Origin of the sequence: Streptomyces bluensis, from assembly GCF_014650715.1 — a bacterium.
In the GTDB taxonomy this organism is placed as follows: domain Bacteria; phylum Actinomycetota; class Actinomycetes; order Streptomycetales; family Streptomycetaceae; genus Streptomyces; species Streptomyces bluensis.
The window spans coordinates 241,872-265,868 of sequence record NZ_BMVM01000004.1; the positions used below are offsets into that span (position 1 = coordinate 241,872).

General features: G+C 70.0%; 20 protein-coding genes. 14 read left to right on the top strand and 6 right to left on the bottom strand.

What is annotated here, in order from left to right; genetic code table 11:
• Window positions 1–12: 12 nt before the first annotated feature.
• Complete coding sequence (locus IE262_RS13840) at window positions 13–2,511, bottom strand: alpha-L-arabinofuranosidase family protein (RefSeq protein ID WP_189873827.1); 2,499 nt, start codon at window positions 2,509–2,511, stop codon at window positions 13–15.
• Window positions 2,512–2,656: 145 nt separating this feature from the next.
• Here IE262_RS13840 and IE262_RS13845 point away from each other — a divergent pair, with 145 nt between their 5' ends.
• Window positions 2,657–3,100, top strand: a complete 444-nt coding sequence (locus tag IE262_RS13845; protein WP_134039251.1) for a DUF6314 family protein — start codon at window positions 2,657–2,659, stop codon at window positions 3,098–3,100.
• 18 nt (window positions 3,101–3,118) lie between these two features.
• On the opposite strand, the gene IE262_RS13850 is transcribed toward IE262_RS13845, so the two are convergent.
• From IE262_RS13850 to IE262_RS13860, 3 genes are all read right to left on the bottom strand, one after another.
• Complete coding sequence (locus IE262_RS13850; protein WP_134039164.1) at window positions 3,119–3,703, bottom strand: histidine phosphatase family protein; 585 nt, start codon at window positions 3,701–3,703, stop codon at window positions 3,119–3,121.
• A gap of 73 nt (window positions 3,704–3,776) precedes the next feature.
• Window positions 3,777–4,235 carry a GNAT family N-acetyltransferase gene (locus IE262_RS13855; protein ID WP_134039165.1) on the bottom strand — a complete coding sequence of 153 codons (459 nt, stop codon included), beginning with the start codon at window positions 4,233–4,235 and terminating at the stop codon, window positions 3,777–3,779.
• Between the two features lie 17 nt (window positions 4,236–4,252).
• The gene (locus IE262_RS13860; protein WP_189873829.1) at window positions 4,253–5,695 is read right to left on the bottom strand and encodes an aminotransferase-like domain-containing protein; all 1,443 of its coding nucleotides are present in this window, start codon (window positions 5,693–5,695) and stop codon (window positions 4,253–4,255) included.
• On the opposite strand from IE262_RS13860, the gene IE262_RS13865 reads away from it, so the two are divergent.
• The gene (locus IE262_RS13865; protein ID WP_189873831.1) at window positions 5,694–6,629 is read left to right on the top strand and encodes a DMT family transporter; all 936 of its coding nucleotides are present in this window, start codon (window positions 5,694–5,696) and stop codon (window positions 6,627–6,629) included. The genes IE262_RS13860 and IE262_RS13865 overlap by 2 nt on opposite strands.
• 95 nt (window positions 6,630–6,724) lie before the next feature.
• Complete coding sequence (locus IE262_RS13870) at window positions 6,725–6,925, top strand: DUF1918 domain-containing protein (protein ID WP_134039168.1); 201 nt, start codon at window positions 6,725–6,727, stop codon at window positions 6,923–6,925.
• Between the two features lie 523 nt (window positions 6,926–7,448).
• Here the strand turns inward: IE262_RS13870 and IE262_RS13875 are convergent.
• Both IE262_RS13875 and IE262_RS13880 read right to left on the bottom strand, forming a co-directional pair.
• A complete protein-coding gene (locus IE262_RS13875; protein WP_189873833.1) occupies window positions 7,449–8,846 on the bottom strand; it encodes a cytochrome P450 in 1,398 nt (465 codons plus the stop codon).
• Window positions 8,847–9,072: 226 nt separating this feature from the next.
• Entirely contained in the window at window positions 9,073–10,431 is a 1,359-nt protein-coding gene (locus IE262_RS13880) for a tetratricopeptide repeat protein (RefSeq protein WP_134039170.1), read from the bottom strand.
• Window positions 10,432–11,031: 600 nt separating this feature from the next.
• Between IE262_RS13880 and IE262_RS13885 the strand changes: the two genes are divergently transcribed.
• The 11 genes from IE262_RS13885 to IE262_RS13935 all read left to right on the top strand — a co-directional run bounded on the left by IE262_RS13885 (window position 11,032) and on the right by IE262_RS13935 (window position 23,990).
• Window positions 11,032–12,132 carry a polyprenyl synthetase family protein gene (locus IE262_RS13885; RefSeq protein ID WP_134039171.1) on the top strand — a complete coding sequence of 367 codons (1,101 nt, stop codon included), beginning with the start codon at window positions 11,032–11,034 and terminating at the stop codon, window positions 12,130–12,132.
• Window positions 12,129–13,193 (top strand): polyprenyl synthetase family protein, encoded by a 1,065-nt coding sequence (locus tag IE262_RS13890; protein ID WP_229877249.1) that lies wholly within the window; start codon window positions 12,129–12,131, stop codon window positions 13,191–13,193. Before IE262_RS13885 ends, IE262_RS13890 begins: the two co-directional genes overlap by 4 nt.
• Before the next feature lie 277 nt (window positions 13,194–13,470).
• Window positions 13,471–14,493, top strand: coding sequence for a terpene synthase family protein (locus IE262_RS13895; RefSeq protein ID WP_189873835.1), 1,023 nt, complete (start codon window positions 13,471–13,473; stop codon window positions 14,491–14,493).
• Window positions 14,490–15,911: a protoporphyrinogen/coproporphyrinogen oxidase gene (locus tag IE262_RS13900; RefSeq protein ID WP_189873837.1), complete on the top strand. Its 1,422-nt coding sequence runs from the start codon at window positions 14,490–14,492 to the stop codon at window positions 15,909–15,911. The genes IE262_RS13895 and IE262_RS13900 overlap by 4 nt, the downstream gene beginning before the upstream one ends.
• Before the next feature lie 36 nt (window positions 15,912–15,947).
• Window positions 15,948–17,318: a protoporphyrinogen/coproporphyrinogen oxidase gene (locus tag IE262_RS13905; protein ID WP_134039174.1), complete on the top strand. Its 1,371-nt coding sequence runs from the start codon at window positions 15,948–15,950 to the stop codon at window positions 17,316–17,318.
• A 190-nt stretch (window positions 17,319–17,508) separates the two neighbouring features.
• On the top strand, window positions 17,509–18,513 hold the full coding sequence (mvk, locus tag IE262_RS13910; protein WP_166681701.1) for a mevalonate kinase: 1,005 nt from the start codon (window positions 17,509–17,511) through the stop codon (window positions 18,511–18,513).
• The gene (gene mvaD, locus IE262_RS13915; protein ID WP_189873839.1) at window positions 18,500–19,501 is read left to right on the top strand and encodes a diphosphomevalonate decarboxylase; all 1,002 of its coding nucleotides are present in this window, start codon (window positions 18,500–18,502) and stop codon (window positions 19,499–19,501) included. Before mvk ends, mvaD begins: the two co-directional genes overlap by 14 nt.
• Window positions 19,501–20,676, top strand: coding sequence for a phosphomevalonate kinase (locus tag IE262_RS13920; protein ID WP_189873841.1), 1,176 nt, complete (start codon window positions 19,501–19,503; stop codon window positions 20,674–20,676). Before mvaD ends, IE262_RS13920 begins: the two co-directional genes overlap by 1 nt.
• Window positions 20,676–21,752, top strand: coding sequence for a type 2 isopentenyl-diphosphate Delta-isomerase (gene fni / locus IE262_RS13925; protein WP_189873843.1), 1,077 nt, complete (start codon window positions 20,676–20,678; stop codon window positions 21,750–21,752). The genes IE262_RS13920 and fni overlap by 1 nt, the downstream gene beginning before the upstream one ends.
• Window positions 21,749–22,825: a hydroxymethylglutaryl-coenzyme A reductase family protein gene (locus IE262_RS13930; RefSeq protein ID WP_134039179.1), complete on the top strand. Its 1,077-nt coding sequence runs from the start codon at window positions 21,749–21,751 to the stop codon at window positions 22,823–22,825. The genes fni and IE262_RS13930 overlap by 4 nt, the downstream gene beginning before the upstream one ends.
• The gene (locus tag IE262_RS13935) at window positions 22,815–23,990 is read left to right on the top strand and encodes a hydroxymethylglutaryl-CoA synthase (RefSeq protein ID WP_134039180.1); all 1,176 of its coding nucleotides are present in this window, start codon (window positions 22,815–22,817) and stop codon (window positions 23,988–23,990) included. Before IE262_RS13930 ends, IE262_RS13935 begins: the two co-directional genes overlap by 11 nt.
• Window positions 23,991–23,997 lie beyond the last annotated feature (7 nt).

Here is a 23,997-nt window from a genome sequence, read left to right on the forward strand (position 1 = left end):
CCGCCCCGGGCCTCACGAATGTGACGCGATCCGCAGGAACGTCACGGAGTTCGCCGGGAAGGTGTACGTGAACCTGTCGGCCACCCCGGTGAACGTGGACGTGACCGGCGCGACCGGCGTTTCCGTCTCGGTGTTCACGGCGTCGGGGGCGGCCTTGAGCATGGTCACCCGGGCCTTCGGGGCGACCTTCGCCCCACCGAGGTCGACGGCCGTACGGGCGTCCACGGACTGGGCGTTGACGACCTTCAGGATCAGGTCGCCCGTGCGGGCGTCCCGTGTCACCACCTGCCGGAACGGCTCGGCCGGCTTGTCGTCCCTGAAGCTGCCCCACTCCTGGCCGTCCAGGTAGAGGGTCACCTGACGGCCCCGCACCTTGACCTCGATGTCGTACGTACGGCCCGTCTCGATGGTCCCCGGCTTGGAGATCAGCGACGACTTGCCGCCGTCCACGGCCTGCTCGACCGCCGACGTGGTGTTGTTCCAGCCGCCGAGGTTCCACCAGTAGAAGTTGCCGGTGTCCTGGACGCCGAAGGCGACCAGGAAGCCCTCCTTGCCGGACTTCTTGGTGGCCTTCACCTTGAGGTCGTAGTCGTGCCAGGCCGGATCGCCCGCCGACACCATGGTGTTCTCGGCGGCCGCGTCGGTCTGCACGTACTGTCCGTCCTGGATGCTCCAGCTGCCGCCGCCGGTGTGGTTCCACCGCGAGGCGTCACCGCTGAAGTCGTCGCTGAACAGAGTCCGTCCGTCCGCGCCCGTGACCTGGACGTCGTCGTACGCCGCCGTGGTCGCCCAGGTCGACAGGCCGACGGCGCCCGAGATGGGGGCGGTCGTGGAGGGCGTACCGGTCGCCGTCGACGGCACCACGCGGTCGCCGACGTTGGTCATGAAGAGCTTCTGCGTCTCGTAGTTGGCCGAGCCCCAGGAGGCGCGGTTGTTGAACCAGATCATGTCGGGCTGCCACTGCACGTAGTCCTCGTTGGCGAGCAGCGGGGCGTAACTCGCGAGCTTCACGACGTCCGCGTTGCGCTCCAGGCCGGTCATGAACGCGGCCTCGGAGAGGGCGTTCTTGAAGGCGTTGCCCCAGGAGGCGTACTCGCCGAGGAAGACCTTCGGGCCGTTCCTGTCGTAGGAGTCGTAGCGGTCGTTGTTCTGCAGGAACCAGCTCGGGTTGTTGTAGTAGTGCTCGTCGACCATGTCGACGTTCGCCTCGCGGTTCAGCTTCCAGGCGGTGTCGAAGGTCGCACCCGCGTCATCCGGGCCGGAGTTGGACACGACCGTGATGTCCGGGTACCTGGCCTCGATGGCGGCGCGGAACTGCTGGAAACGGGCGAAGAACTCGTTCGGCAGGTTCTCCTCGTTGCCGACCGCGAGGTGCGTGAGACGGAAGGGCTTGGGATGCCCCATCTGCGCCCGCTTCCTGCCCCATTCACTGGTCACCGGCCCGTTGGCGAACTCGATGAGATCCAGGGTGTCCTGGATGTGACGCTTGAGGAGGGCGTCGTCGTCGGTGGCCTTGTTCTGGCCGCAGCCGGTGACCAGGGCGGGCACCACGGGCAGCGGCATCGCGCCGACGTCCTCGGAGAACTGGAAGTACTCGTAGTAGCCCAGTCCGTAACTCTGGTTGTATCCCCAGAAGTTGGAGTTGGTGGCGCGCTGCTCGACCGGGCCGATGGTGTCCTTCCACTGGTAGGAGCGCTTGCGTTCCCAGCCCGAGGCCTCGCTGTAGTCCTGCATGGAACCGGTGTTGACCAGGCAGCCGCCGGGGAAGCGGACGAAGCCGGGGTCGAGGGCGGCGATCTTCTCGGCGAGGTCCTTGCGCAGGCCGTTCTCGCGTCCCTTGAAGGTGTCGCGCGGGAAGAGGGAGACCATGTCGAGGGCGGCGGGGCCGTCGGTGGCGACGGTGAGGCGTCCGGTGGTGCTGGAGCGGGTCGCGGTGAAGCGTGCGGTGTACTTGGCCCAGCCGCCGCGTACGGTGATCCGGCGGGCCTCGGCGAGAGTGCCGTCGGTGTCGGCGAGGGAGACGGCGAGGCGCGTCCCCTGGTCGGTCCGGGCCCACACGGAGAAGTCGTACCTCTTGCCGCTCTCGACCCTGATGCCCGTGTTGTAGCCGGAGTTGGTGACGGACGAGTCCGCGTCCAGGGCGAGGTAGGTGCGGTTGCGGGCGTGGAGGCGGCCGTCGTCGTTCACGGCCTTCGCGGTGCCGTCGACGGCCCAGGAGGTGAGGGGGGTGTACGCGTTGTTGTCGGCGGTGGAGTACTCGAAGGAGCGGTTCTGGACGAGCTCGGCGTACAGGCCGCCGTCCGCGGCCCGGTTGATGTCCTCGAAGAAGACGCCGTACATCGTGTCGTCGATCTTCGCGCCCTTGGTGGTGGGGTCGACGGTGATCGTGTAGTCGGTGACGTCCTCGGCGTGTGCGGGGCCCGGGACGACGGCCGAGGCCACGAGGAGCGCTGTGGCGGTGAGCCCCAGTCTCCAGCGGGGCCGGGTCGTCCGGGTGCGGGTGTGTGACATGGATACTCCGCGGCTCTCTTCTGCGAACGCAGTGCATGTTCGAAATATCGGACATTGATCAGCATTGCGAACGGCAACATAGAGAGGGGGCTGGGGTGCGTCAATGGGGCGTGCAGCGATGGCTGTGACAGGGGAGCGGGACGGAATGGGCGAGTTCTGGCCAGTACCGGACGTACTGGCGTACCTGGCCGGGAGCTGGCGGGTCCGGCGGTCGGTGCGGGATCTCGCGAACGGCGACGAGGGCGAGTTCGCCGGCACGACCGAGTTCGGCCCGCTGGACGGCGGCGGGCTGCTGCACCGGGAGTCCGGCACGTTCGTCTGGCAGGGCGTCGGGCGTCCCGCGGAACGAACGCTGCGTTTCCTGCCGGGCGCCGCTCCGGGTACCGCGGATGTGCGGTTCGCGGACAGCCGCCCCTTCCACGATCTGGACCTCACCGCGGGCCACTGGGTCGCCGACCATCCGTGCTCGGCCGACCTCTACCGGGGCGAGTTCACGGCGTACGACACGGACCGCTGGCGCACGGTGTGGCGGGTGCGCGGCCCGGCCAAGGACCTGCTGCTGACGACCGACTACACGCGAGAGCCCTGAGGTCTGGTGCGCACGCCCCTAGGCCCGCCCCTCCGTTCCGTCCAGACGCAGGTTCCAGCGGCCGGAGCGGCCGGTGAGGGTGGCCGTCGACAGGGGGCGGACGTCGATGTTCCAGTACGTCGCCGGCGGGGCCTTGAGCGCGTAGACGATCGCGGCCCGGACGACCGAGGGTTCGGCCACCGCGACGACGCGGCCGCCGTCGTCGACGGGCCGCGTGTCGAGCCAGCCGCCGACCCGGGTGATGAACGCGTGCAGGGACTCCCCGCCGTGCGGGGTCGCCCGCGGATCGGCGAGCCACGCGTCGACCGCCTCCGGCTCCCGCGCCATCGCCTCGCCCAGCGTGAAACCGCGCCACCGGCCCATGTCGCAGTCCCGCAGCGCGAGCTGGACCAGCGGCGCGTAGCCGAGGGCGTCACCGGTGGCCCGGCTGCGCGGCGTGGGCGAGCAGTAGCGCAGCTCGGCCGCCGCCAGCGGCACGAGTTCGTGGGCGGCGCGCTGCACCTCGTCCCAGCCCGCCTGATCCAGCGGCCGGTCGTCCTCGAAGCGCTCCGCGAGCAGCGAGGCGCTGCGCGCGGCGGCGACGAACGTGACCCGAAGATGCATGCGGCGATCGTGGAGCGCGATGCCGCACGGGTCAATGGGTTCCACTCACCGGTGACCCGGGGTGCCGCGACGCTCACTGCCTCCCGTCGGCGTCCCGTGCGTACGCGAACGCCATCCACTCGTCGGGCTTTTCGAGCGCTCTGAACCCAAGCTTCTCGTAGACGCCGTGGGCGTCGTGGGTGGCGAGCAGGACGCGCCGCAGCCCGTACGGCCGCAGGTGCTCGCGCACGGCTGCGACCAGGGCGACCCCCAGGCCCTTCCCGCGCGCCGGACGGTCGACGTACACGTCACAGAGCCACGCGAACGTCGCCCGGTCGGTCACCACACGCGCGTACGCGACCTGCCGGCCCGAAGACACCTCGTACGCACCGAAATTGAGCGATCCGGCCATCGCGCGCTCGTGCTTCTCACGGGGCCGGTCGACGGCCCAGTACGCGTCGGTGGCCAGCCAGTGGTGGACCCGCCCCACATCGACGCGGTCGGGATCGGTGGAGATCTCGTAGCCCTCGGGGAGGGTCGGCTCGTCGGTCATGGCGAGACCTTCACAGGTCAGGGGCGCCCTGTCGAACACTTTTCCGCTTCCCTCAGCCGCCGCACCCCCTCGGTGATCTCCCCCGCTCCCGCGACGCCCGCGAAGCTCAACCGCACGTGCGCGGCCGGGGGCTCGGCGCTGAAGTAGGGGCGCCCGGGAGTGACGGCGACACCCGCTCTCAGGGCCGCGGTGACCAGGGCGGACTCGTCCGTGCCGTCGGGCAGGCGCAGCCACAGGTGGTAGCCGCCGTAAGGGATGTGCGGCAGCGAGTACGCGGGGAGTTCCAGACGCAGCGCGGACGTCATCGCGTCCCGGCGGCGCCTCAACTCCGCCGACACCGCCCTCAGGTGCCGCAGCCACGCCGGGGAACCCACGAGTTCCAGGGCCGCCTCCTGGAGGGGGCGCGGCACGAAGAAGGTGTCGACGACCTGGATGGCGCGCAACCGCTCCAGCACGGGACCACGCGCCGCGAGAGCGCCCACCCGGAAGCTGGGCGAGGTCGCCTTGGTGAGCGAGCAGACATGCACGACCACCCCGTCGGGGTCCTCGGCCGCCAGCGGACGCGGCAGCGGCCCCGCGTCCTCGTGCACGAGCCGCCGTACGAAGTCGTCCTCGACCACGAACGCGCCCGCCTCGCGCGCGATCCGCAGTACCTCGCCCCGCCGCTCGGGTGAGAGCAGGGCACCCGTCGGGTTCTGGAACAGCGGCTGGCAGACGAAAACCCGCGCACCGGTCGCCCGGAAGGCGTCCGCGAGCAGCGCCGGCTTCACTCCGTCCGCGTCCACCGGGACCGGGACGGGCCGCAGCCCGGCCGCCCGCGCGATCGCCAGCATGCCGGGGTACGTGGGCGACTCGACGAGCACCGGAGCGCCCGGCGGCGCGAGGGCGCGCAGCGCGGTGGTCAGCGCGGACTGGCCGCCTGCCGTGACCAGCACCTCGGCCGCGGTGACGCCGCCCCCGATGCTCCGCGCGAACCACTCCCGCAACTCCCAGGCCCCCTCCACGGGGGGCCGTGCCCACACACCGGGACGGCGCCCCGCCCGCGACAGGGCCGCGCCCATCGCCTGCTCGGGCTGCAACGAAGGGTGCAGATAGCCGCCGTTGAACTCGATCACGCCCGGTGGCGGGGCAGCGAGCGAGACCAGCACTCCGGAGGCGTCCACGGTCCGCGGCACCAGGTCGGCGGCGCCGTCCGCGCTCAGCGCGACCTCCTGCCAGGAGGTGTCCCCGGCGGGAGCGGGGGCCGTACGGGGCTCGGCCCGGAAGGCGCCCGCGCCGGGCCGGGTGACCACCAGCCCCTCGGCCGCCAGCTGCGCCAGGGCACGCGAGACGGTCACCGGGCTGACCCGGAAACGTTCGACCAGCGCACGACTCGACGGCAGCTTTCCACCAGGAGAGTAGCGGTCGAGCTCCCGCCGCAGACTGTTCACCAGCTCACCGACACTGCTACGGTCATGCATGAGAGCACACGATAGCGCTACTGCCACCTCCCCGATAGCGGTCAGCACTCCCCTCGGGAGCGCCCCACGAGAGAGTCCCCGCGCCGTGGGCATCCTCCAGGCCGCCCTCGGTGTCACCGCCTTCTCCCTCACCTTCCCCGCCACCGCATGGGGTCTGGAGGGCTTCGGCCCGTGGTCGCTGGTAGCCGTGCGCAGCGTCCTCGCCGCCGCACTCGCGGCCGGCTGTCTGCTGGCACTGAGGGTGCCGCTGCCCGGTCGCCGGCACTGGGCGGGCCTGGCGGTCGTCGCCGCCGGCGTCGTCCTGGGCTTTCCGCTGCTGAGCACCCTCGCCCTGCGGACGTCGACCACCGCGCATGCCGCCGTCGTCGTCGGCCTCCTCCCGCTGACGACCGCGCTGTTCTCCGCCCTGCGCATGGGCACCCGCCCCTCCCGGACCTTCTGGGCGGCGGCGCTCGCGGGCGCGGCCGCGGTGGTCGCGTTCACCGTGACACAGAGCGGCGGCGCTCTCACCGCGGCCGATCTCTACCTGTTCGGAGCACTGCTGGTGTGCGCGGCCGGCTACACCGAGGGCGGCAGGCTGGCCCGGGAGATGCCCGGCTGGCAGGTGATCGGCTGGGCTCTGGTGCTGTGTCTGCCGCTCACCGTGCCGGGCGCGCTGGTGGCGCTGTCGTACGAGCCGGTCCAGCTGACCGCGCACAGCGTCACCGGGCTGCTGTGGGTCGCCGCGGGCTCCCAGTTCCTCGGTCTCGTGGTCTGGTACCGGGGCATGGCCACGATCGGCATCCCGAAGGCGAGCCAGTTGCAGCTGGCGCAGCCGCTGCTCACACTGGTGTGGTCGGTGCTGCTGCTGGGCGAGCGGCTCACACCCGCCGCGCCCGTGACAGCCGCGGCCGTCCTGGTCTGCATCGCGGTCACGCAGCGAGCACGTGGCTGACCGCGCGACCGCGGTGCCCGTGCCGGTCTCATCCGGCGCCATCCGCCATAGACTGCGAATACGGACCAATCTGTGCGAACGAGGAGGCCCTCCAGATGCGTGCAGACGTAGGCGACATCCTGCTCGTGCACGGCCGCATCGTCGGGCAGCACGACAGGACCGCGATGATCGTCGAAGTCCTGGGACCGAACGGCACTCCCCCGTTCCGGGTCCGTTTCGAGGACGACGGGCACGAGGCCCTGTTGTCCCCCGGACCGGACGCGGTGGTCCGCCACCGCGGGGAGCCCGCACACTAGCGCTCATGTCGACACAGCCCCGCGTCCCCTCAGGGGGCGCGGGGCTCTCGGCACTTCCCCTCGCCGTTCATCCCACACACCGCAGGGGACGAGGAACTCAGCCCTGATGTGCAGGCCGCCGACGAAGTCCCGGCCGTTCCACAGAGCGCGCGATTCTGCCACTGGCTTGCGCGGCAGGTACGCGGCAGGAAATCTCCAACGTAACTGTGGTCATTACTGATGCTTTACCGAAGCCCGGATTGACAGACTCCGATTACGAGATGGTCGGCACCACGGGCGGCCAAACAAAAAACGAGACAAATGGATCACGAGTTTCCCAGTGTGCCTAATCGGGCGAACCCGTGGTCGAATTCCAACGTCCTCCCTTCCTGTGAAGGAGCGAGAAAATGGGCAACACAATCTCCGCACCGGTCGCTACGGATGACCCCTACACATGGCTCCCTTGGACTCCTGAAGAAGAGCGAGAGGAACAGGAGCAGGAACCGCCCGCCACCGAGAAGGAACCGGCAACGAGCGCGGTTCGCTAAGCGGAGGAAAGCGCATCCGCAGACAGCGGCCCCACCGGTGCCAGCCGGCAGGTGACGGACCGCGCCGCCCGAATGGTGACACCCACCTCCAGCGGCACCTCCTCCTCCAGCCCTGTGAAGCGGTAGCGCTGCAGGAACATCGCCACGGCCAGCTTCATCTGGAGCATCGCAAAGTGGTTGCCGATGCAGGAACGCGGGCCGCCGCCGAGCGGGAACCAGGCGTAACGCGACCGGTCGCTCGCCTGCGCGGGCAGAAAGCGATCCGGGTCGAAGCGCTCAGGGTCCGGCCAGTAAGAGGGATGGCGGTGTGTCACCCAGGGGCACACGTAGACATACGAACCCGCCGGTATGGCATATCCGTCGATGACCGCGGCCTGCGCCGCACGTCGGATGAGCACGGGAGCTGCCGGGTAGAGGCGCATGGCCTCCTTCAGCACCCGTTCAAGGGCGGGTATCGCGTCCAGATCCTTCGGGGTGGGCCTTCGATCGCCCAACGCGGCCAGCACCTCTGCGCGTGTGCTGTCCTGCACGTCCTGGTGCCGTGCCAGCAGGTGCATGGCGAACGTGAGCGAGGTGGCGGTGGTGTCCGAACCGGCCAGTAGAAAGACCAGCGCCTGGTCTCGCAGTTCGCGATCGGTAAGAGGGGCGTCCTCATCACTCCGCGCGTTGATCAGAAGCGTCAGCAGGTCGTCCGCCCCGTCCTTCCCGGTGGCGTCGCTGCTCCCTCGACGCTGATCGATGAAGCGGTCGCACAAGGCGTACAGCTCCGCCTGCGCCGCCGACGCCCGGCGGTTTGCGGCGGTCGGGAAGGACCGGGGCAGATTGACGGGCATGAGACCGCGTTTGAGAGTGTACGTGCCCAGTACAGGCATACAGCGACGCACCACGGCGGCCGCCTCCTCGGCGTCCGAACCGAACAGGATCCGGGTGATCATCCGCACGGTCAGTCGGCTCATGTCCTCGTTGAGGTCGGCCCCCGTCCCCCCGTCCGCCTCCCACTCCCCGCACATCGCGTCCACCTCGTCACACACGGCACGGGCGTACTCCGCCACCTTTCGTTTGGTGAAGAGCGGGGAGAGCAGGCGACGCTGGCGCAGGTGGTCCTCGTCCAGGCTGCTCAGCAGCCCGTTGCCGAAGGTCTCTCGCATCTCCATCGAGAAGGCGTCGTCCTTGCGGAAGTTGGCGGCTTGCGAGGCGAGAACCTGCTGGGCGCCCTCAGCGGAGAAGACGAAGTAGATCTCCGTACGCAGGCCGGGAGGCCCCGACACGATCCGCACGACGTCGCCGTGCTCCTTCCTCGCACGCTCGTAAGTCCCCAGGGGGTCGCGTCCCAGGTCCAGCATGGAACCCAGAAGTGGCAGTCCGCTGGCAGTGGGCACCTCGATCGGATTCATCCGTATCCCTCTCGGCCTCTCAACTGGTCGGTACTCGCCGGGCCCACCTGCGCCGCGGAGCGCAGAGGACCGGCCTGCTGCTCTCCTTCAAGTCCACGCCGACCCAACTGCGTTCGGTAGGGAACTTCAGAGACCGTGCGTCGTGCGTGACCAACGCATGTGCGCTTGTGCACCGCGACGCAGACGTGCCGGATCACCTCTGCGGCTGCCTTGGGCGCCGAAGGGGCTACTTGACGAGGTTCGTCGACAGGGAGTGGTGGGCCATGTAGCCGTCCAGGCGGCTGACCACCGAACGGACCTGCGGCCGCCTCACGTGGGACACCAGTCGCCTGCGCAGATCGAGGAGTGTGCCGGCGGTGCGCGGGCAGCGGATGCGCCCGAAGGTTTCGAGCAGGCGTTCCGTGCTCGTGCAGGCCTTGTCCACCCGGCCGTCCAGCAGGAGAACCTCGCTGAGCCGGGCCAGCGTCAGTGCCTGGGCACGGTGCGCGTGAGCGGGCCGGTGCCGCAACGAGGTGGCGAACGCCGTGGCGGACTTGTCGTACTCACCGAGAATCTGGTGCACGTCGCCGCGTTGGTAGTGCAGAGCCGCCACGGGATAGCCACTGAAGGGAGTGGACGGGTCCGTGTCCCGCCCGCCGTGGAGCACCATCGCGTCGGAGAGTGCCGACAGTGACGGACGGACCAGGCCGGCCGAGGCGTGGGCCACGGCGAGCTGACTCATCAGGAACGCCCTGATGGGCGGCGGCGAGTCCTCGGGCGCGGTCGACAAGGCCTGGACGGCGAGATCCGTGCTCCGGTGGCCCAGCTGGCTGAGCTGCGCGCTCATGGCCCGCAGGGTGACGGCGTACAAGGTGCGGTCCTGCGCCTCGATCGCCAACTGGGCCGCGACGTTGAAGTACTGCTGGGACGCCCCGGCCTGACCGCAGTCCGCACACATGCGCGCCAGCAGATGGGTCAGCCGCGACAGTTGCCCGAGGATCCGCGTCTGGGTCGTCGGGTCTGCCCGGGCGGTGAGGAAGGCGGCCCCGTCGGTGGCGAGATAGGCGGCCAGCGCGGTGCGCCCGTGCGCACCCCCGAAGGTGTTGATGGTGTCCGAGTAGTACTTGGTGGCGTAAGCCACGGCGTCCAGTTCCCCGGCTCCCAGCCGCCGGTCGCCCGCCGCCGGGTGCGGACCGGTATCGACCCAGGCCGGAGGTACGTTCGTTAATCGGAAAGGAAGAGCCCGGAACGCGCCGCGGGTGGTGGCCCCGGTGTCGGCTGCGGTCAGCATCGTCAGGGCCGCTGGGGCGCTGCCACCGGTCGCCCTCAACGCGTCCATCGGCTCGTCGGGGACGAGCGCCAGTCCCGTTTCCTGGATCGTGATGTGCCGACCGATGCGCCGCGTGAGTATCTCGGCCACCAGTGCGGGGACCGGCGCCGGCGGTCGCGAGCCCGCGAGCCAACTCGCAACCGACTTGCGCGTGTAACGGAGCACTTTGTTGGTCTCGGCGGCGGCCAGGTTGACGGATCGGGCGAGTGCTTCGCCGGTCAGCCCTGCCTCCGACAGGAGCCGTTTCAAGTCGTGGTTGGGATCGTTGCGCGCCATGAGAACTCCTAGAAGCCGGACGGGGAGAGCAGGAGCGGACGGGTCGGCGACGAGGCCGCGCCGACGGGATGCGCGGAAGCGGTGACGGGATACGCGGCAACGGTGACGCGGACCCGATGGGGGACGCGCAGCGCGCGGGCCCTTGGTGCGGCAGGCGGACTTGATCGGACGTCGTGAACGCTTCTACCCCCGCCCGGAAAGAGGAAAAACGATTCGTTTTCAGACTGATGGCAGGACTCGCGCTGCACCACTGCATCCGGAGTGTCCGAAAACGTATCCGGGGATCTCACAAAGGCACAAGGAGGAGACCCGTCGGACATTGATGGCACCCGGGATGTCTTGGCCCGGCGGAGCGTCCGCTGTTTCACTGGAGTCGTCGCTGACACGGCACATCGACTTTCTGTCACATCCACGGCATGTCTCTGCGAAGGCACCAAGCGCAGGAGCGCAACTCTCACCTTAGCGACCCGCGACGGCGTCACTTGTTCCGGGTGAGTTGAGTCCCGATGCACCGGCCACGGATCGTCGCCCGGACTTACCGGAACAGCAGTTGCGGAACATGCCAGTCCTGGAAAAGCACGGGAGTGGGAGATAACCCCGATGAAGGATGGAAAGGTCCCCAGCGGCCTGGCTGCGGACTTCGTCAAGGAGACGCTGGCCGAGTGCCGGGAGGCCACTCTGCCCGCGTTACGCGAGGTGGTGGAGGGACTTCCCCCACAATTGGCCCGCATCGGCGCCTATCACCTGGGATGGCGCGAGCCCGACGGTACGCCCACCGGCCTCCATGCGGGCAAGATGATGCGCGCCGCACTGACGCTGCTCTCAGCACGGGCCTTCGGAGGCAGCACGGCGACCGCTGTGCCCGGCGCGGTCGCGGTGGAACTGGTACACAACTTCTCGCTGCTGCACGACGACTTGATGGACGCCGACGAGCTTCGGCGAGGCCGCCCGGCGGCCTGGGTGGCCTTCGGATCGGGGCCGGCCGTATTGACCGGGGACGCCCTGCTGAGCCAGGCACTGTGTGTCGTCGCCGCCGCGGACGACACTCCCGCACATCGGGCCGCCGAAGCCCTGGCGAACGCGGTGGACACGATCATCCGCGGTCAGGCGGCCGACCTCTCTCTCAACCGCTTTCACGTGGACCGGGTCAGCACGGAGGACTATCTGGCCGCCTGCGCCAAGACCACCGGTCTGCTCTGCGGTTGTGTCGAAGTGGGCGCCTCCCTCGCCGGCGCGCCTGTCGCGGGAGTGCGGGCACTCCGGGCGGCGGCCTGGAATCTGGGTGTCGCCTGGCAGATGGCCGACGACATCGAGAGCATCTGGGGCACTGCCGCCGACAGCGGCAAGCCTCCGTTCGGCGACCTGCGACAGCAGAAACGAACGTATCCGGTGATCGCCGCACTCCGGTCCGGTACTCCCGCGGGTGTGCGGCTGGCCGCGCGACTGGCCTGCGAAAGGGCTCCCGTCGAGGCCGACCTGCCCGTGCTCGCCGACCTCATCGACCAGGCCGGAGGACGCGAGGAGGCCCAGCGGGCCGCCCGTGATCACCTCGACCGCGGACTGCACGCACTGGGGCAGGCGGGCGGCGAAGCGACCTCCAGGGACGGCATCGCCGCGCTGTTCCACTACGCACTCGACCGGCACCACTGGCAGCGGCCCACGACGAGGACGGGCACCGTGACGGAAGGAACGGCCCAGTGAGGACGACCGGTCAGACACGAGAACAGGACGCGGTGGGGTCACCCTCCGACGACGCCCCGCCGGAGACCTGGTTGCGCTACGCCCGCGAGGTGACCGATCCGGTCCTGCGCAAGGCCGTCTCCTCCCTGCACCAGCAGGCGCGGATCGTCGTCGGCTACCACCTGGGTTGGTGGGACGAGCAGGGTCGGCCCGTATCGGCCGGCTGGGGCAAGGCTGTACGGCCCGCGCTCGTCGTGCTCGCCGCCCGGGCCGTCGGCGGACGTCCCGGCGTGGGACGGAGCGCCGCCGCGGCAGTCCAGCTCGCGCACGACTCCTCGCTGTTGCACGACGACATCATCGACCAGGACGAGACTCGTCGGCACCGGCCCGCGGCCTGGAAGGTCTTCGGTATCCCCGGCGCGCTCCTTGCGGGTGACGCCATGCTCGCGCTGGCGGTGTCCCTCGCCCAGCAGGACGGCCACAGCGCACGCGCCACCGCGGCGCTGAACGAGGCTGTGCAGCAGTTCATCGGCGGGCAGTTCGAGGACATCGGTTTTGAGCGGCGGGCCGACGTCTCGCTCGGCGAATGCACCACCATGGCCGCCCGCAAGACCGGCGCCCTCATGGGGGCGGCGTGCCGACTGGGTGCGATCGCAGCAGGCGCCGACGAAGCGCAGGCGGCGTCGATGGACGCCTTCGGCCGATCCCTGGGGCTGGCCTTCCAGCACGTGGACGACCTCCTCGGTATCTGGGGAGACCCCGAGCTGACCGGCAAGCCGGCGGGCGCGGACCTCCACACCCGCAAGAAGAGCCTGCCAGTGGTCGCCGCGCTGACCTCCCGCACACCGGAGTCGAAGGAACTGGCCGACCACTACTCCCGCGATCCTGCTCTGGACGACATGGACACCCTCCGCCGCACCGCCCATCTGGTCGAACGTGCGGGCGGGCGGAGACTGTCAGCCGAACGTGCTCGCCGGCATCTGTCCGAAGCCCTGTGCCACCTGGACGACGCCTGTCCTCCGGCACCCGAGAGCCGTCCCCTGCGTGCCCTCGCCCAGTGGCTCGCCGACCGTGACCACTGACGTCACGTGACCTCGCCGGTGACGGCGAGGATCCACCACACCCCACTCGTCCCTCCGTCCTGCACGGGCGCCGCACCCCTGTGACGGCGACGCCGTCGTCGCCTCGGGCGGAGCCGGCGGAACCAGGGCCTGTCGCGGAAGTCCCGCCTGCCCCCCGCCGGCCGACGCCCGCCCCTCGCCGACCGAACCCCGGCGCATCTGCCCCTCATGTCCATCCCGATGCCTCCGTCCCGGCCGGTGATCGCTTCGTCGACGGGACAGAGAAAGGAGAAGCACCGTGCACAGCCCAGTCTCGGATCCGGTCCTGGAGGCCGTTCTGCCGCGGTGGCCCTTCCCCGCCGCTCCGTCGCGGGACCCCGACGATGTCGCGGCCGTCGAGAGTGGCGGTGAGGAATGGGCCCGGCGGTTCGGCCTGATCGACTCCGGCATCGCCCTTCATCCGCTGCGCCGCCTGTGCGCGGGAGAGTTGGTCAGCCACGGATATCCACGGGCGGACACCGGTATGCGCGTGCTGATCACGCAGTGGACGATGTGGTACTTCAACCTCGACGACCACTTCGAGGACGGAGCCGCCGGCACCAGTGCCGACGCCGCCGAGAAGGCGGCCGCGCCGCTGCGCCGGATGGTGGACGCGGCCAGGCACCGCAGCACGCTGCCCCGCGCCGAGGACTCCTTGCAGCGATCGCTGTCGGATCTGCTGAGCCGGACGGAACGGGTCATGGCACCGGTGCAGTTCCACGAACTCCTCGCCCACCTCGACGACTACTTCACCTCCCTGGTCGTGGAGTCGGACTACCGGGCACGCGGCGTCCTGCCGGATGTCGACGCCTACATCGCGCTGCGCAGGGACACCGGTCCGGTGCTTCCGCTCCTGGATTTCGTGGAGCAGGCGGAGTGCGTACGGCTTCCGGCGCGCTTCTACGGAACGCCGGAGTACACCGAGATGATCGGCTGCGCCGCTGACATCGCGTCCTGGATCAACGACCTGTGCTCCGTGTCGAAGGAGCTGCACCGGCCGGACGCCTACAACCTCGTTGTTCTCCTGCACCGCCTGGAGAGCAAGTCGCTGCAGGACGCCGCTGTCGAAACACTGGACCGGATCAAGGAGCGCGTGCGGTCGTTGGAGGGCGCGCTGGACAGGATCAGCGGTTCCGGCTCCGGCGACTCCTACACCGGGAGCGAGATCGCGGCGATCCGGGCCTGGGCCAACGGTCTGCTCTGCTTCCAGAACCATGTCGAGTGGTATCTCCGGCACACCCGGTACGAACGTGAGGAACCGCGGTCGGAGATGTCCGCATGAGCAGCGTGCTTCCCACGACCTCTCGACGGGCCACCGAGGAGTCGGGAGGCCGACCGCACGTCGTCGTGGTCGGCGCAGGCATAGCCGGGCTCACCAGCGCCTTCCTCCTGCAACGGCGCGGCTGCAAGGTCACCGTGCTGGAGCGCTCGGGCCCGGAGTACGTGGGTGGACGGATGGCGTCGATCCAACGCGACGGCTTCTACCTCGACACCGGCGCCTCCCTGCTGTCCCGCCGGTACCGGGCGATGCTGCGCCTGGCGGACCTGGCGGGTATCGGGGACCAGGTCCTGCCCTCCTCCGACGTCGTCGGGCTCATGCGCGACCGGCGTGTGCACCACCTGCGCGTGGGCTCCCTGCCCCGTATGGCGGCCGGGCTGCTGCGCTTCGCGCCGTTCCCCACGGATCTGCCCAAGCTGATGGCGGACCACGTCCGGATTCGCAGGACCCTGGACTGGTACGACATGTCGGCCGCGGCCCGCCACGACGGGGAGTCCGTCGCGGGCTACGCGGCCCGCCGGGGCCTGCGCCCGGGCACCGTCGACCACCTGCTGGACCCGCTGTGCATGCTCGCGTCTCTCCAGGACGTCGAGCGCACCTCGTCCATCGCTCCGTTCATGCTGCTCAACTCGCTGCTGGGCGGCGGCGGACTGTTCACCTTCGCAGGAGGTGTCGGGCGGCTGCCACGTTCCTTGGCGGCGCAGTTGTCCGTCACCTACCACGCACACGTGCGTCAGGTCGAGGAGAACTCCTCCGGTGTGTCCGTCACCTGGCAGGCGGAGGACGGCACGGCGGAACGCACCGAGCGGGCGGACGCCTGCGTGATGGCCGTTCCCGCTCCGCAGGCGCTCGACCTCTACGCCCAGATGGAGCGGCCATTCGCCGACTTCTTCCGTCGCGTCGAGTACACCGGAAGCGTCCACGTGGCCTTCGGTCTGGACCGGCCCACCGCTGAAAAAGCCGTGATGGTCAATGTCCCGCGGGCGGAACACCCCGCGCTGGTCGGGGTGATCCTGCCGCACAACACCGCTCCGGGCCGGGTTCCCCAGGGCCGCGGACTGGTCATGGCGCATTTCCGCGGCTCCTGGTCGGACCAGCACCGCGATCTGCCCGAGGAACGACTGATCGAGCACGCCCGAGCCGCGCTGCGGACGGTGCGGCTGACACCCGAGATCGAGGACCGCACCGTCATGACACACGTTCTGCGCCCTGGGCAGTGTGTGGTCTTCAGGCGGCCCGGCGACTACCGAGAGCTGGCCCGCCTCGGCAAGGCCTGGCCGAGTAACTCACGCGTCCGGCTTGCCGGAGGTGACTTCTTCACCCAGTCCAGTACGCACCACAGCATCTGCTCGGCGGCCATCGCGGCCCGCCGGCTCACGGATCGGCTGGGCCTGACGCCGGCACAGGGCAGTTACAAGTGAACCCACACTCGCCTCCGCTCCGATGAAAGGACACCCGTGAACACCACAGGCACTGGAGAGCCGATCGTCATCGTCGGTGCCGGCATCGCCGGCATGACCGCCGCCTTCCGCCTGCAGCAGGCCGGACACCCGGTCAGGATCCTGGAAGCGGAGGACCGGGCCGGCGGCCGCATGCGCACTGTGGAACGCCGGGGTTACCACATGGACCTCGCAGCGATCCTGCTGATCGAGAACTACACGCAGATGCTCAACCTGGTACGCGACCTCGGTATCGAGGACACCACCCTGCGCACCAACAACGTCGTCGGCATCCGGCGGGACGGACGAGTCCACCACGTGCGGGCGAACAAGCCGACGGACCTCAAGAGCTCCGGCCTGCTGCCTTGGTCCTCAGTCCCCGCCATGCGGCGGCTGCAGTCGGACCTGAACAAGTACGGCAGCCGCCTGCGCTGGGACAGCGACATGGGCGAAGCCGCGTCGCTGGACACCGAGACCGCTGCCGCCTACGCCGAGCGCCGTCTCGACAAGGACTTCCGCGACTACGTCGTCGACCCGATGAGCGCGATGTTCTTCAATTCGCCTCCCGACCTCTCCGTGGTCAACTTCCTGTTCTCGATGCCGGCCGTCAACTCCGAGTGGTTCAACTTCCACGATCGGGTCGACACCCTCACGACGGCCCTCGCCGCCCGGCTCCCCGTGGAGACCGGCGCCGAGGTCACGCTCGTGGAGGAGACATCGGACGGAGTGCGGGTGCACTGGAGCCGGGCAGGTGAGCCCGACCATGTGGAGGAGGCCGCGGCCGCGGTGGTCGCGCTTCCGGGCCCGATCGCCGCCCGGCTGTGCCCCGGCATGGCCCCCGCGAGCCGCACGTACCTGGAGAACGTGCCGTACGTGCCGGACATCCACGTCTACTTCGGTGTGGACAACAAGCCGAGCGAAACGGCCACCTGTGTCCTCTTTCCCACGCGGGAACACCCCGACCTGGGCGTCATCACCTTCAACCACAACTTCGCCCCCGGCCGCGCCCCTCAGGGCCACGGCCTGCTGACGAGCTACTACCGCTATCCGTGGGCGATACGGCACTGGGACTCGGACGACGACAAGGTGGTGGAGCTGACCCACGAGGTGCACCGGCAGGCCTGGCCGGAGCTGGCCCGGCACATTGAGGCACACCAGGACATGGCCTACGTGCAGCGGTGGAAGAACGCGGTCATCCTGCGCAAGCCCGGGGACTACGCACGCCTGCGCGAGTTCAGCCGCGGTCTCGACCCCCGGTCCCGCATCCAGCTCGCCGGGGACTACCTGGCCTTCAGCGCGACCAACTCCAGCCTCGTCACCGGGGAACGCGCGGCCGTCCGGGTACGGGAGGTCGTCACCGCCGGATCGGTCTCCGTCGGCCGCGGGTGAACGTCGCTCGGCCGTCCTTCGCCCACCGGGGCTCTCGTGCGAGGCCCTGATGCGCGGCGCCGACGGGCGTATGTCGTCCGTTTGCGCGGTGCGCAGCGGGAGCGTCACCTCCCCGGCGCGGTGTGTCGGGGCCGGCCGAGCCGGAGTCCCCACGCACTACCACCTATCAGAAGGAGGGAAACCCGGAACCATGTCCACACACCATGTGCCTGAGGCCGACAAGCGGCACATCGCGACGGGCAGGGCCCACGGCAAGATCATCATGTTGGGTGAGCACGCGGCGGTCTACGGCGCCCCGGCGCTGGCGCTCCCGGTGCCGGCCCTCGGCTGCCAGGCCACCGTGAGCCACCTGGACCGACCCGGGCGAGGGCCGCTCCGCCTGTGCCGTGCCGTGTCTGTTGCGGACGGACCCGCGGAGAAAACGGAAGAGAGCGCTCCCGAGGGACTGCGACTGCTCGTCGACGCCTTCGCGCGGCGTGCCGGCCTTGCCGAGCCCCCGGGCCTGGAGGTGCTTGTCGAAAGCGGAGTGCCGCCCGCGCGGGGGCTCGGCTCCAGCGCGGCGACCGCACGCGCTCTGGTCCACGCGCTCGACAGGCTTTTCGAGGCCGGGTTGAGCAGCCGCGAGGTCTTCGAGCTGGTGCAGGTGTCCGAGCGGTCGGCGCACGGCCGGGCCAGCGGCATCGACGCCCTGGCCGTCGGCGGCACCGGGCCGGTGCTGCTGGCGGACGGCCGCGGCAGCACTCCCCCGGTGGGCTCCGAGTGCCATGTCGTCGTGGCGGACAGCGGGAGCGGCTGCGGGACCAGAGAGGCCGTCGCCATGCTGGGGGCCGCCTTCGCGCAGGCGCCCGGCCGTCGTGCGGACTTCCTTGACCGGTCGACCGAGCTGACCCGGGCGGCGCTCGGCGACCTGGAGAACGGACGGCTCCCCGGGCTGGGCCGGCGGCTCACCGACGGCCACGAGATGCTCGCCGGCCTCGGCCTCACGACGAACCGTACCGACGCGCTGGTGCAGGCGGCCCTCGCCGCGGGCGCGTTGGGCGCCAAGATGACCGGCGGCGGGCTCGGCGGCTGTGTCATCGCCCTGACCGCGACGCCGCACGAGGCGGACGCGGTAGCCGGTCGGCTCGCCCGTGAGCACGGCGTACACACGTGGACCGTCCCGGTGGCGAAGGGAGCCGGCGATGGCGGGTTCTGAACAGGCGGTCGCGGTCGCCCATCCGAACATCGCGCTGATCAAGTACTGGGGCAAGCGCGACGAGCATCTGGTGCTGCCGTTCACCGACAGCCTCTCGATGACCCTCGACGTGTTCCCCACCACTACGTCGGTCCGGCTCGACGCGGCTGCCGACGCGGATTCCGTGGTCATGGACGGTCTCCCCGCGCGGGGGGAGCCACTGCGTCGCGTGACCGCGTTCCTGGACCTGGTGCGCGACCGGGCCGGGCGGCGTGAGCGGGCCGTCGTGGACACCCACAACACCGTGCCGGTGGGCGCCGGGCTCGCCTCCTCCGCCGGTGGTTTCGCAGCCCTGGCACTGGCCGCGGCCGGCGCCTACGGGCTGTCCTGCGATCGCCGCTCGCTGTCCCGCCTCGCCCGCCGCGGGTCCGGCTCCGCCGCGAGGTCGGTCTTCGGCGGCTTCGTCGTCTGGCACGCCGGCGCCGTGGACGCTCGCGATCCCGACGATGCCTCTTACGCGGAGCCGGTCACGGACGCCCGCCTGGACGCCGCGATGGTCGTGGTCGTTCTGGAGGCGGGCCCGAAGTCCGTCTCCAGCCGGGAGGCCATGCGGCGCACGGTCGCCACCTCTCCGCTCTACAAGGAATGGGTCACGGCGAGCCGTAGCGACCTCGTCCGGATGCGTGAGGCACTGCGAGCGGGCGACCTGAGCACCGTGGGCAGCATCGCGGAACACAACGCGTTTGGCATGCACGCCACAATGGAGGCGGCGGCGCCGCCGGTCCGTTACCTGACCGAGGCCTCGGCCGCTGTCCTCGCCGAGGTCCGCGGCCTGCGCGAGGAAGGAGTGCGGGCCTGGGCCACGATGGACGCCGGACCCAACGTCAAGGTGCTGTGCGACATCCCCGACGCGGATCGCGTGGCGGATCGGATGCGCGCGGTCACCGGCTCCCGGGTGGTCGTCGCGCGCAGTGGCCCCGGCGCCGCCGCCCTGGCGGAGGGCCGCTGATGTCAGCGACAGTCACCCGCCGGGCACCCGGCAAGCTCTTCGTGGCCGGGGAGTACGCCGTACTGGAACCGGCACAGCCGGCGATCGTCGTGGCGGTCGACCGGTACATCACCGTCACCGTGTCCGCCGCCGACGGTGCCGAGGTCGTCGTCGACTCCGATCTGCTGGACCACGAGGTGCAGTTACACCGGAGCGAGGGAACGCTGTACGCCCTCGCCCCGGCAGACGCCGAGCACGTACGCGGCACGCTCGCGCACCTCGTCTCCACCGTGGAGGTCATCGAACAGCTCAGGGCCGAACAGGGGCTCACACCGGAGCCGTTACGCCTCACGGTGCGCAGCCGTCTGCACGAACAGGGCTCCAAGATCGGGCTGGGGTCGAGCGCAGCAGTCACCGTAGCGGCCACGGGGGCCGTGACGGGCTACTACGGCATGCGACTGTCACCGGAGGCCCGCTTCCGGCTCGCCCTGCTGGCGAGTGTCCGGATCGACGCCGGTCCTTCCGGCGCCGACCTCGCGGCCAGCACCTGGCAGGGGTGGATCGCCTACCGTTCGCCCGACCGGGACGCTCTGCGCCGCAGTCTGCACCTCCGGGGGATCGCGAAGACACTGCGCGCCCCCTGGCCGGGCCTCTCGATACGGACGCTGCCACCGCCGCGCGATCTCGCCCTCCGGGTGGGCTGGACCGGCAGCCCGGCATCCACCTCCGCCCTGGTCGCCAATCTCACCGCGGGAGAGTGGTGGCGCAGCTCTGCCAGGGCCGACTTCCTCGCGGACAGCGAGCGATGGGTGACGGCGGCGGTACGCGCGCTGGAGCGGGGGGAGCCGGAGGCGCTGCTCCATGCCGTCCGGGCCGCCCGTCACCTCCTGGCCCGCATGGACGCGGATGCCGCGCTCGGCATGTTCACCGAGCGGCTGATCCGGCTGTGCGACACGGCCGAGGCCTGCGGCGCGGCCGCCAAGCCGTCCGGTGCGGGCGGTGGCGACTGCGGCATCGCTCTGCTGCCGGCCCACCACTCGCCCTCAGCCCTGCAAACGCGCTGGGCCGAGGCCGGCATCACCACGCTGCCGTTGCAGGTGCCCCATCCCGGCACCACACCCGGTTTCGAGGAGCACTACGCCGGCCACGGCACGCCAGCCGACCCCGTATCCGCTTCCCAGCGAGGACGCCCTTGATGACCGGAAACCGAAAGGACGAGCACGTCAGGCTCGCCACCGCCCAGCACTCGCCCGAACGCCATGTCACACCCTTCGACGCACCGGGAGTCAGTCAGTTCGACGAGGTGCGGTTCATGCACCACGCTCTCGCCGGCACGGACCGGGCAGAAGTCTCGACTCGAACCAGCTTCGCCGGCCTGGAGTGGCAGGTCCCGCTCTACATCAACGCCATGACCGGCGGCAGTGAGAAGACGGGTGAGATCAACCGGGACCTCGCCATCGCCGCGCGGGAGACCGGTCTGCCGATCGCCACCGGCTCCATGAGCCCCTACCTGAAGGATCCGTCCACCGCGGGCACCTTCACACCCATGCGTCGTGAACACCCCGACGGATTCGTGATGGCGAACATCAACGCGACGGCCACCGCGGAACAGGCCCGCAGGGCGGTCGGACTGATCGAGGCCGACGCGCTGCAGATCCATCTCAACACGGTGCAGGAGACGGTGATGCCGGAAGGAGACCGGTCCTTCGGGCACTGGTCTGTCGGCATCGAAAAGATCGTCACCGCCGTCGAGGTACCGGTCATCGTCAAGGAGGTCGGGTTCGGACTGAGCGGCCGGACGGTGGAGCAACTGGTCTCCCTGGGCGTGCGGGTCGCCGATGTGGCCGGACGCGGAGGGACCAACTTCGCCCGGATCGAGAACGGCCGTCGTGACCACGCCGACTACGCCTACCTGGAGGACTGGGGGCTGAGCACCCCGGCTTCGCTGCTCGACGCACGCGGCCACGGGCTGCCGCTGCTCGCCTCGGGCGGCGTACGCCATCCGCTCGACGCAGCACGCGCACTCGCGCTCGGCGCCCGCGCAGTGGGGGCGGCCGGCGGATTCCTCACCGTGCTGCTCGACGGTGGGGTGGATGCGCTCGTGCGGCAGATCACCACCTGGCTCGACCAGCTCACCGCCCTGATGACACTGCTCGGCGCGCACAGCCCGGCGGCACTCGCCGACTGCGACGTGCTGGTGACCGGCTCGCTGCGCGAATTCTGTCAGGACCGGGGCCTCGCCATGGGCGCGGCGAAAGGAGACATGGCATGACGATCATCACCAGGCCGAGCACAGAGCTCTCAACAGCGGCGGTCCCTCTCCGCTGGGTGGGTCCGCTGCGCATCTCGGGCAATGTCGCCACCACCGAGATCGAGGTCCCGCTTGCCACCTACGAGTCGCCGCTGTGGCCCTCGGTGGGGCGTGGCGCAAAGATCTCCCGGCTGACGGAGGACGGCATCAGGGCCACCCTGGTGGACGAGCGGATGACCCGTTCCGTCCTGGTCGAGGCCGCCGATGCGGGAGCGGCCTACGACGCGGCCCGCGCCGTCCACGCAACGATGGACGAGCTGCGCGCGGTCACGCGCCGCAGCAGCCGGTTCGCCGAGTTGCTGGCAGTGCGTCACGAGGTGACCGGCCCCCTGCTCTTCCTGCGCTTCGAGTTCTCCACGGGCGACGCCTCCGGCCACAACATGGCCACCCTCGCCGCTGACGCCCTCCTCGCCCACCTGCTCGCCACCGTTCCGGGAATTCGCTACGGCTCCATATCCGCCAACTACTGCACGGACAAGAAGGCCACCGCCATCAACGGCATCCTCGGCCGTGGGAAGAACGTGGTCGCGGAGATACTCGTTCCCGAACACGTGGTGGTAGAACGCCTTCACACCACCGCCGCCAGGATCGCGGCGCTCAACACGAACAAGAACCTGGTCGGCACTCTGCTCGCCGGCGGCATCCGCTCGGCCAACGCCCACTACGCCAACATGCTGCTCGCCTTCTATCTGGCCACCGGCCAGGACGCGGCCAACATCGTTGAGGGATCGCAGGGCATCACCCTCGCCGAGGACCGCGACGGCGACCTGTACTTCTCGTGCACTCTGCCCAACCTCATCGTGGGTTCGGTGGGCAACGGCAAGGGCCTCGACTTCGTCGACGCCCATCTTCACCGTCTCGGCTGCCAGGAGGACCGGCCCGTCGGCGACAACGCCCGGCGCCTGGCGGTTCTGGCAGCAGCCACCGTGCTCTGCGGCGAGCTGTCGCTGCTCGCGGCTCAGACCAATCCGGGCGAACTGATGAAGGCCCACACCCGCCTCGAACGCCACAACGGAGACGCACATGCCCACTGACCTGGCCATAGGCATCCATGACCTGTCATTCAGCACCACGAGCCTCGTACTCGGCCACGACGAGCTCAGCAGGCACAACGGCACCGACATCGCCAAGTACCACAAGGGCATCGGCCAGCGCGCGATGAGCGTGCCCACCGCTGATGAGGACATCGTCACCATGGCCGCGGCAGCCGCCGCCCCCATCGTCCAGCGCCACACGGCCGACCGTATTCGCACGCTCGTCCTCGCCACCGAGACCTCCATCGACCAGTCCAAGGCGGCGGGCATCTACGTGCACTCGCTGCTCGGGCTCCCCCCGCAGGTACGCGTGGTCGAGGTCAAGCAGGCCTGCTACGGCGCCACTGCCGGGCTCCAGTTCGCAACCGCCCTGGTACACCGTGACCCCGCTCAACAGGTCCTCGTCATCGCGAGCGACGTGTCACGGTACGACCTCGACAGCCCCGGCGAGGCCACCCAGGGAGCCGCCGCGGCGGCCCTGCTGGTCTCGGCCGACCCGGCGCTGATCGAGATCGACCGCCCCTCCGGGCTGTTCACCTCCGACATCATGGATTTCTGGCGCCCCAACTACCGCTCCACCGCCCTGGTGAACGGCAAGGAGTCGGTCACCGCCTACCTCGAAGCGGTCGAGGGCGCCTGGCGGGACTACAACGCCCAGGGGGGCCTGCCGCTGGAGGAGTTCCGTGCCTTCTGCTACCACCAGCCGTACACCCGCATGGCTTTCAAGGCCCACCGCCGACTGCTGGAAGCCTGCGGCGTGCAGCCGGACGACGCAGCGGTGGAGAGCGCCATCGCGGCCACCACCGGTTACAACGAGACGGTGGGCAACAGCTACACCGCTTCCATGTACCTGGCGCTCGCCGCGCTCCTGGACAGTGGGAGTGAACTGACCGGCCAGTCGCTGGGCCTCTTCAGCTACGGTTCGGGCAGCGTCGCGGAATTTCTCGCCGGCCGTCTGCGCCCCGGCTACCGGGAGCATCTCCGCGGCGACGCCCATCGAGAAGCAGTCAGCAAGCGGCGTGCCATCGACTACGGCACCTATCGGGAACTGCACGAGCGCACCCTGCCCACTGACGGGGGCTGGCACGACCTGCCGCACCAGACCCAGGGCCCGTTCCGGCTGGCCGGCCTCCGGGACCATCAGCGCATCTACGAGACGGCATAACCGCCCC

Bases quoted from the DNA above. Each gene is read 5' to 3' on its own strand.
- IE262_RS13840 (WP_189873827.1), bottom strand. From the start codon at position 2,511: ATGTCACACACCCGCACCCGGACGACCCGGCCCCGCTGGAGACTGGGG.
- IE262_RS13845 (WP_134039251.1), top strand. From the start codon at position 2,657: ATGGGCGAGTTCTGGCCAGTACCGGACGTACTGGCGTACCTGGCCGGG.
- IE262_RS13850 (WP_134039164.1), bottom strand. From the start codon at position 3,703: ATGCATCTTCGGGTCACGTTCGTCGCCGCCGCGCGCAGCGCCTCGCTG.
- IE262_RS13855 (WP_134039165.1), bottom strand. From the start codon at position 4,235: ATGACCGACGAGCCGACCCTCCCCGAGGGCTACGAGATCTCCACCGAT.
- IE262_RS13865 (WP_189873831.1), top strand. From the start codon at position 5,694: ATGAGAGCACACGATAGCGCTACTGCCACCTCCCCGATAGCGGTCAGC.
- IE262_RS13860 (WP_189873829.1), bottom strand. From the start codon at position 5,695: ATGCATGACCGTAGCAGTGTCGGTGAGCTGGTGAACAGTCTGCGGCGG.
- IE262_RS13870 (WP_134039168.1), top strand. From the start codon at position 6,725: ATGCGTGCAGACGTAGGCGACATCCTGCTCGTGCACGGCCGCATCGTC.
- IE262_RS13875 (WP_189873833.1), bottom strand. From the start codon at position 8,846: ATGAATCCGATCGAGGTGCCCACTGCCAGCGGACTGCCACTTCTGGGT.
- IE262_RS13880 (WP_134039170.1), bottom strand. From the start codon at position 10,431: ATGGCGCGCAACGATCCCAACCACGACTTGAAACGGCTCCTGTCGGAG.
- IE262_RS13885 (WP_134039171.1), top strand. From the start codon at position 11,032: ATGAAGGATGGAAAGGTCCCCAGCGGCCTGGCTGCGGACTTCGTCAAG.
- IE262_RS13900 (WP_189873837.1), top strand. From the start codon at position 14,490: ATGAGCAGCGTGCTTCCCACGACCTCTCGACGGGCCACCGAGGAGTCG.
- mvk (WP_166681701.1), top strand. From the start codon at position 17,509: ATGTCCACACACCATGTGCCTGAGGCCGACAAGCGGCACATCGCGACG.
- mvaD (WP_189873839.1), top strand. From the start codon at position 18,500: ATGGCGGGTTCTGAACAGGCGGTCGCGGTCGCCCATCCGAACATCGCG.
- IE262_RS13920 (WP_189873841.1), top strand. From the start codon at position 19,501: ATGTCAGCGACAGTCACCCGCCGGGCACCCGGCAAGCTCTTCGTGGCC.
- fni (WP_189873843.1), top strand. From the start codon at position 20,676: ATGACCGGAAACCGAAAGGACGAGCACGTCAGGCTCGCCACCGCCCAG.
- IE262_RS13930 (WP_134039179.1), top strand. From the start codon at position 21,749: ATGACGATCATCACCAGGCCGAGCACAGAGCTCTCAACAGCGGCGGTC.
- IE262_RS13935 (WP_134039180.1), top strand. From the start codon at position 22,815: ATGCCCACTGACCTGGCCATAGGCATCCATGACCTGTCATTCAGCACC.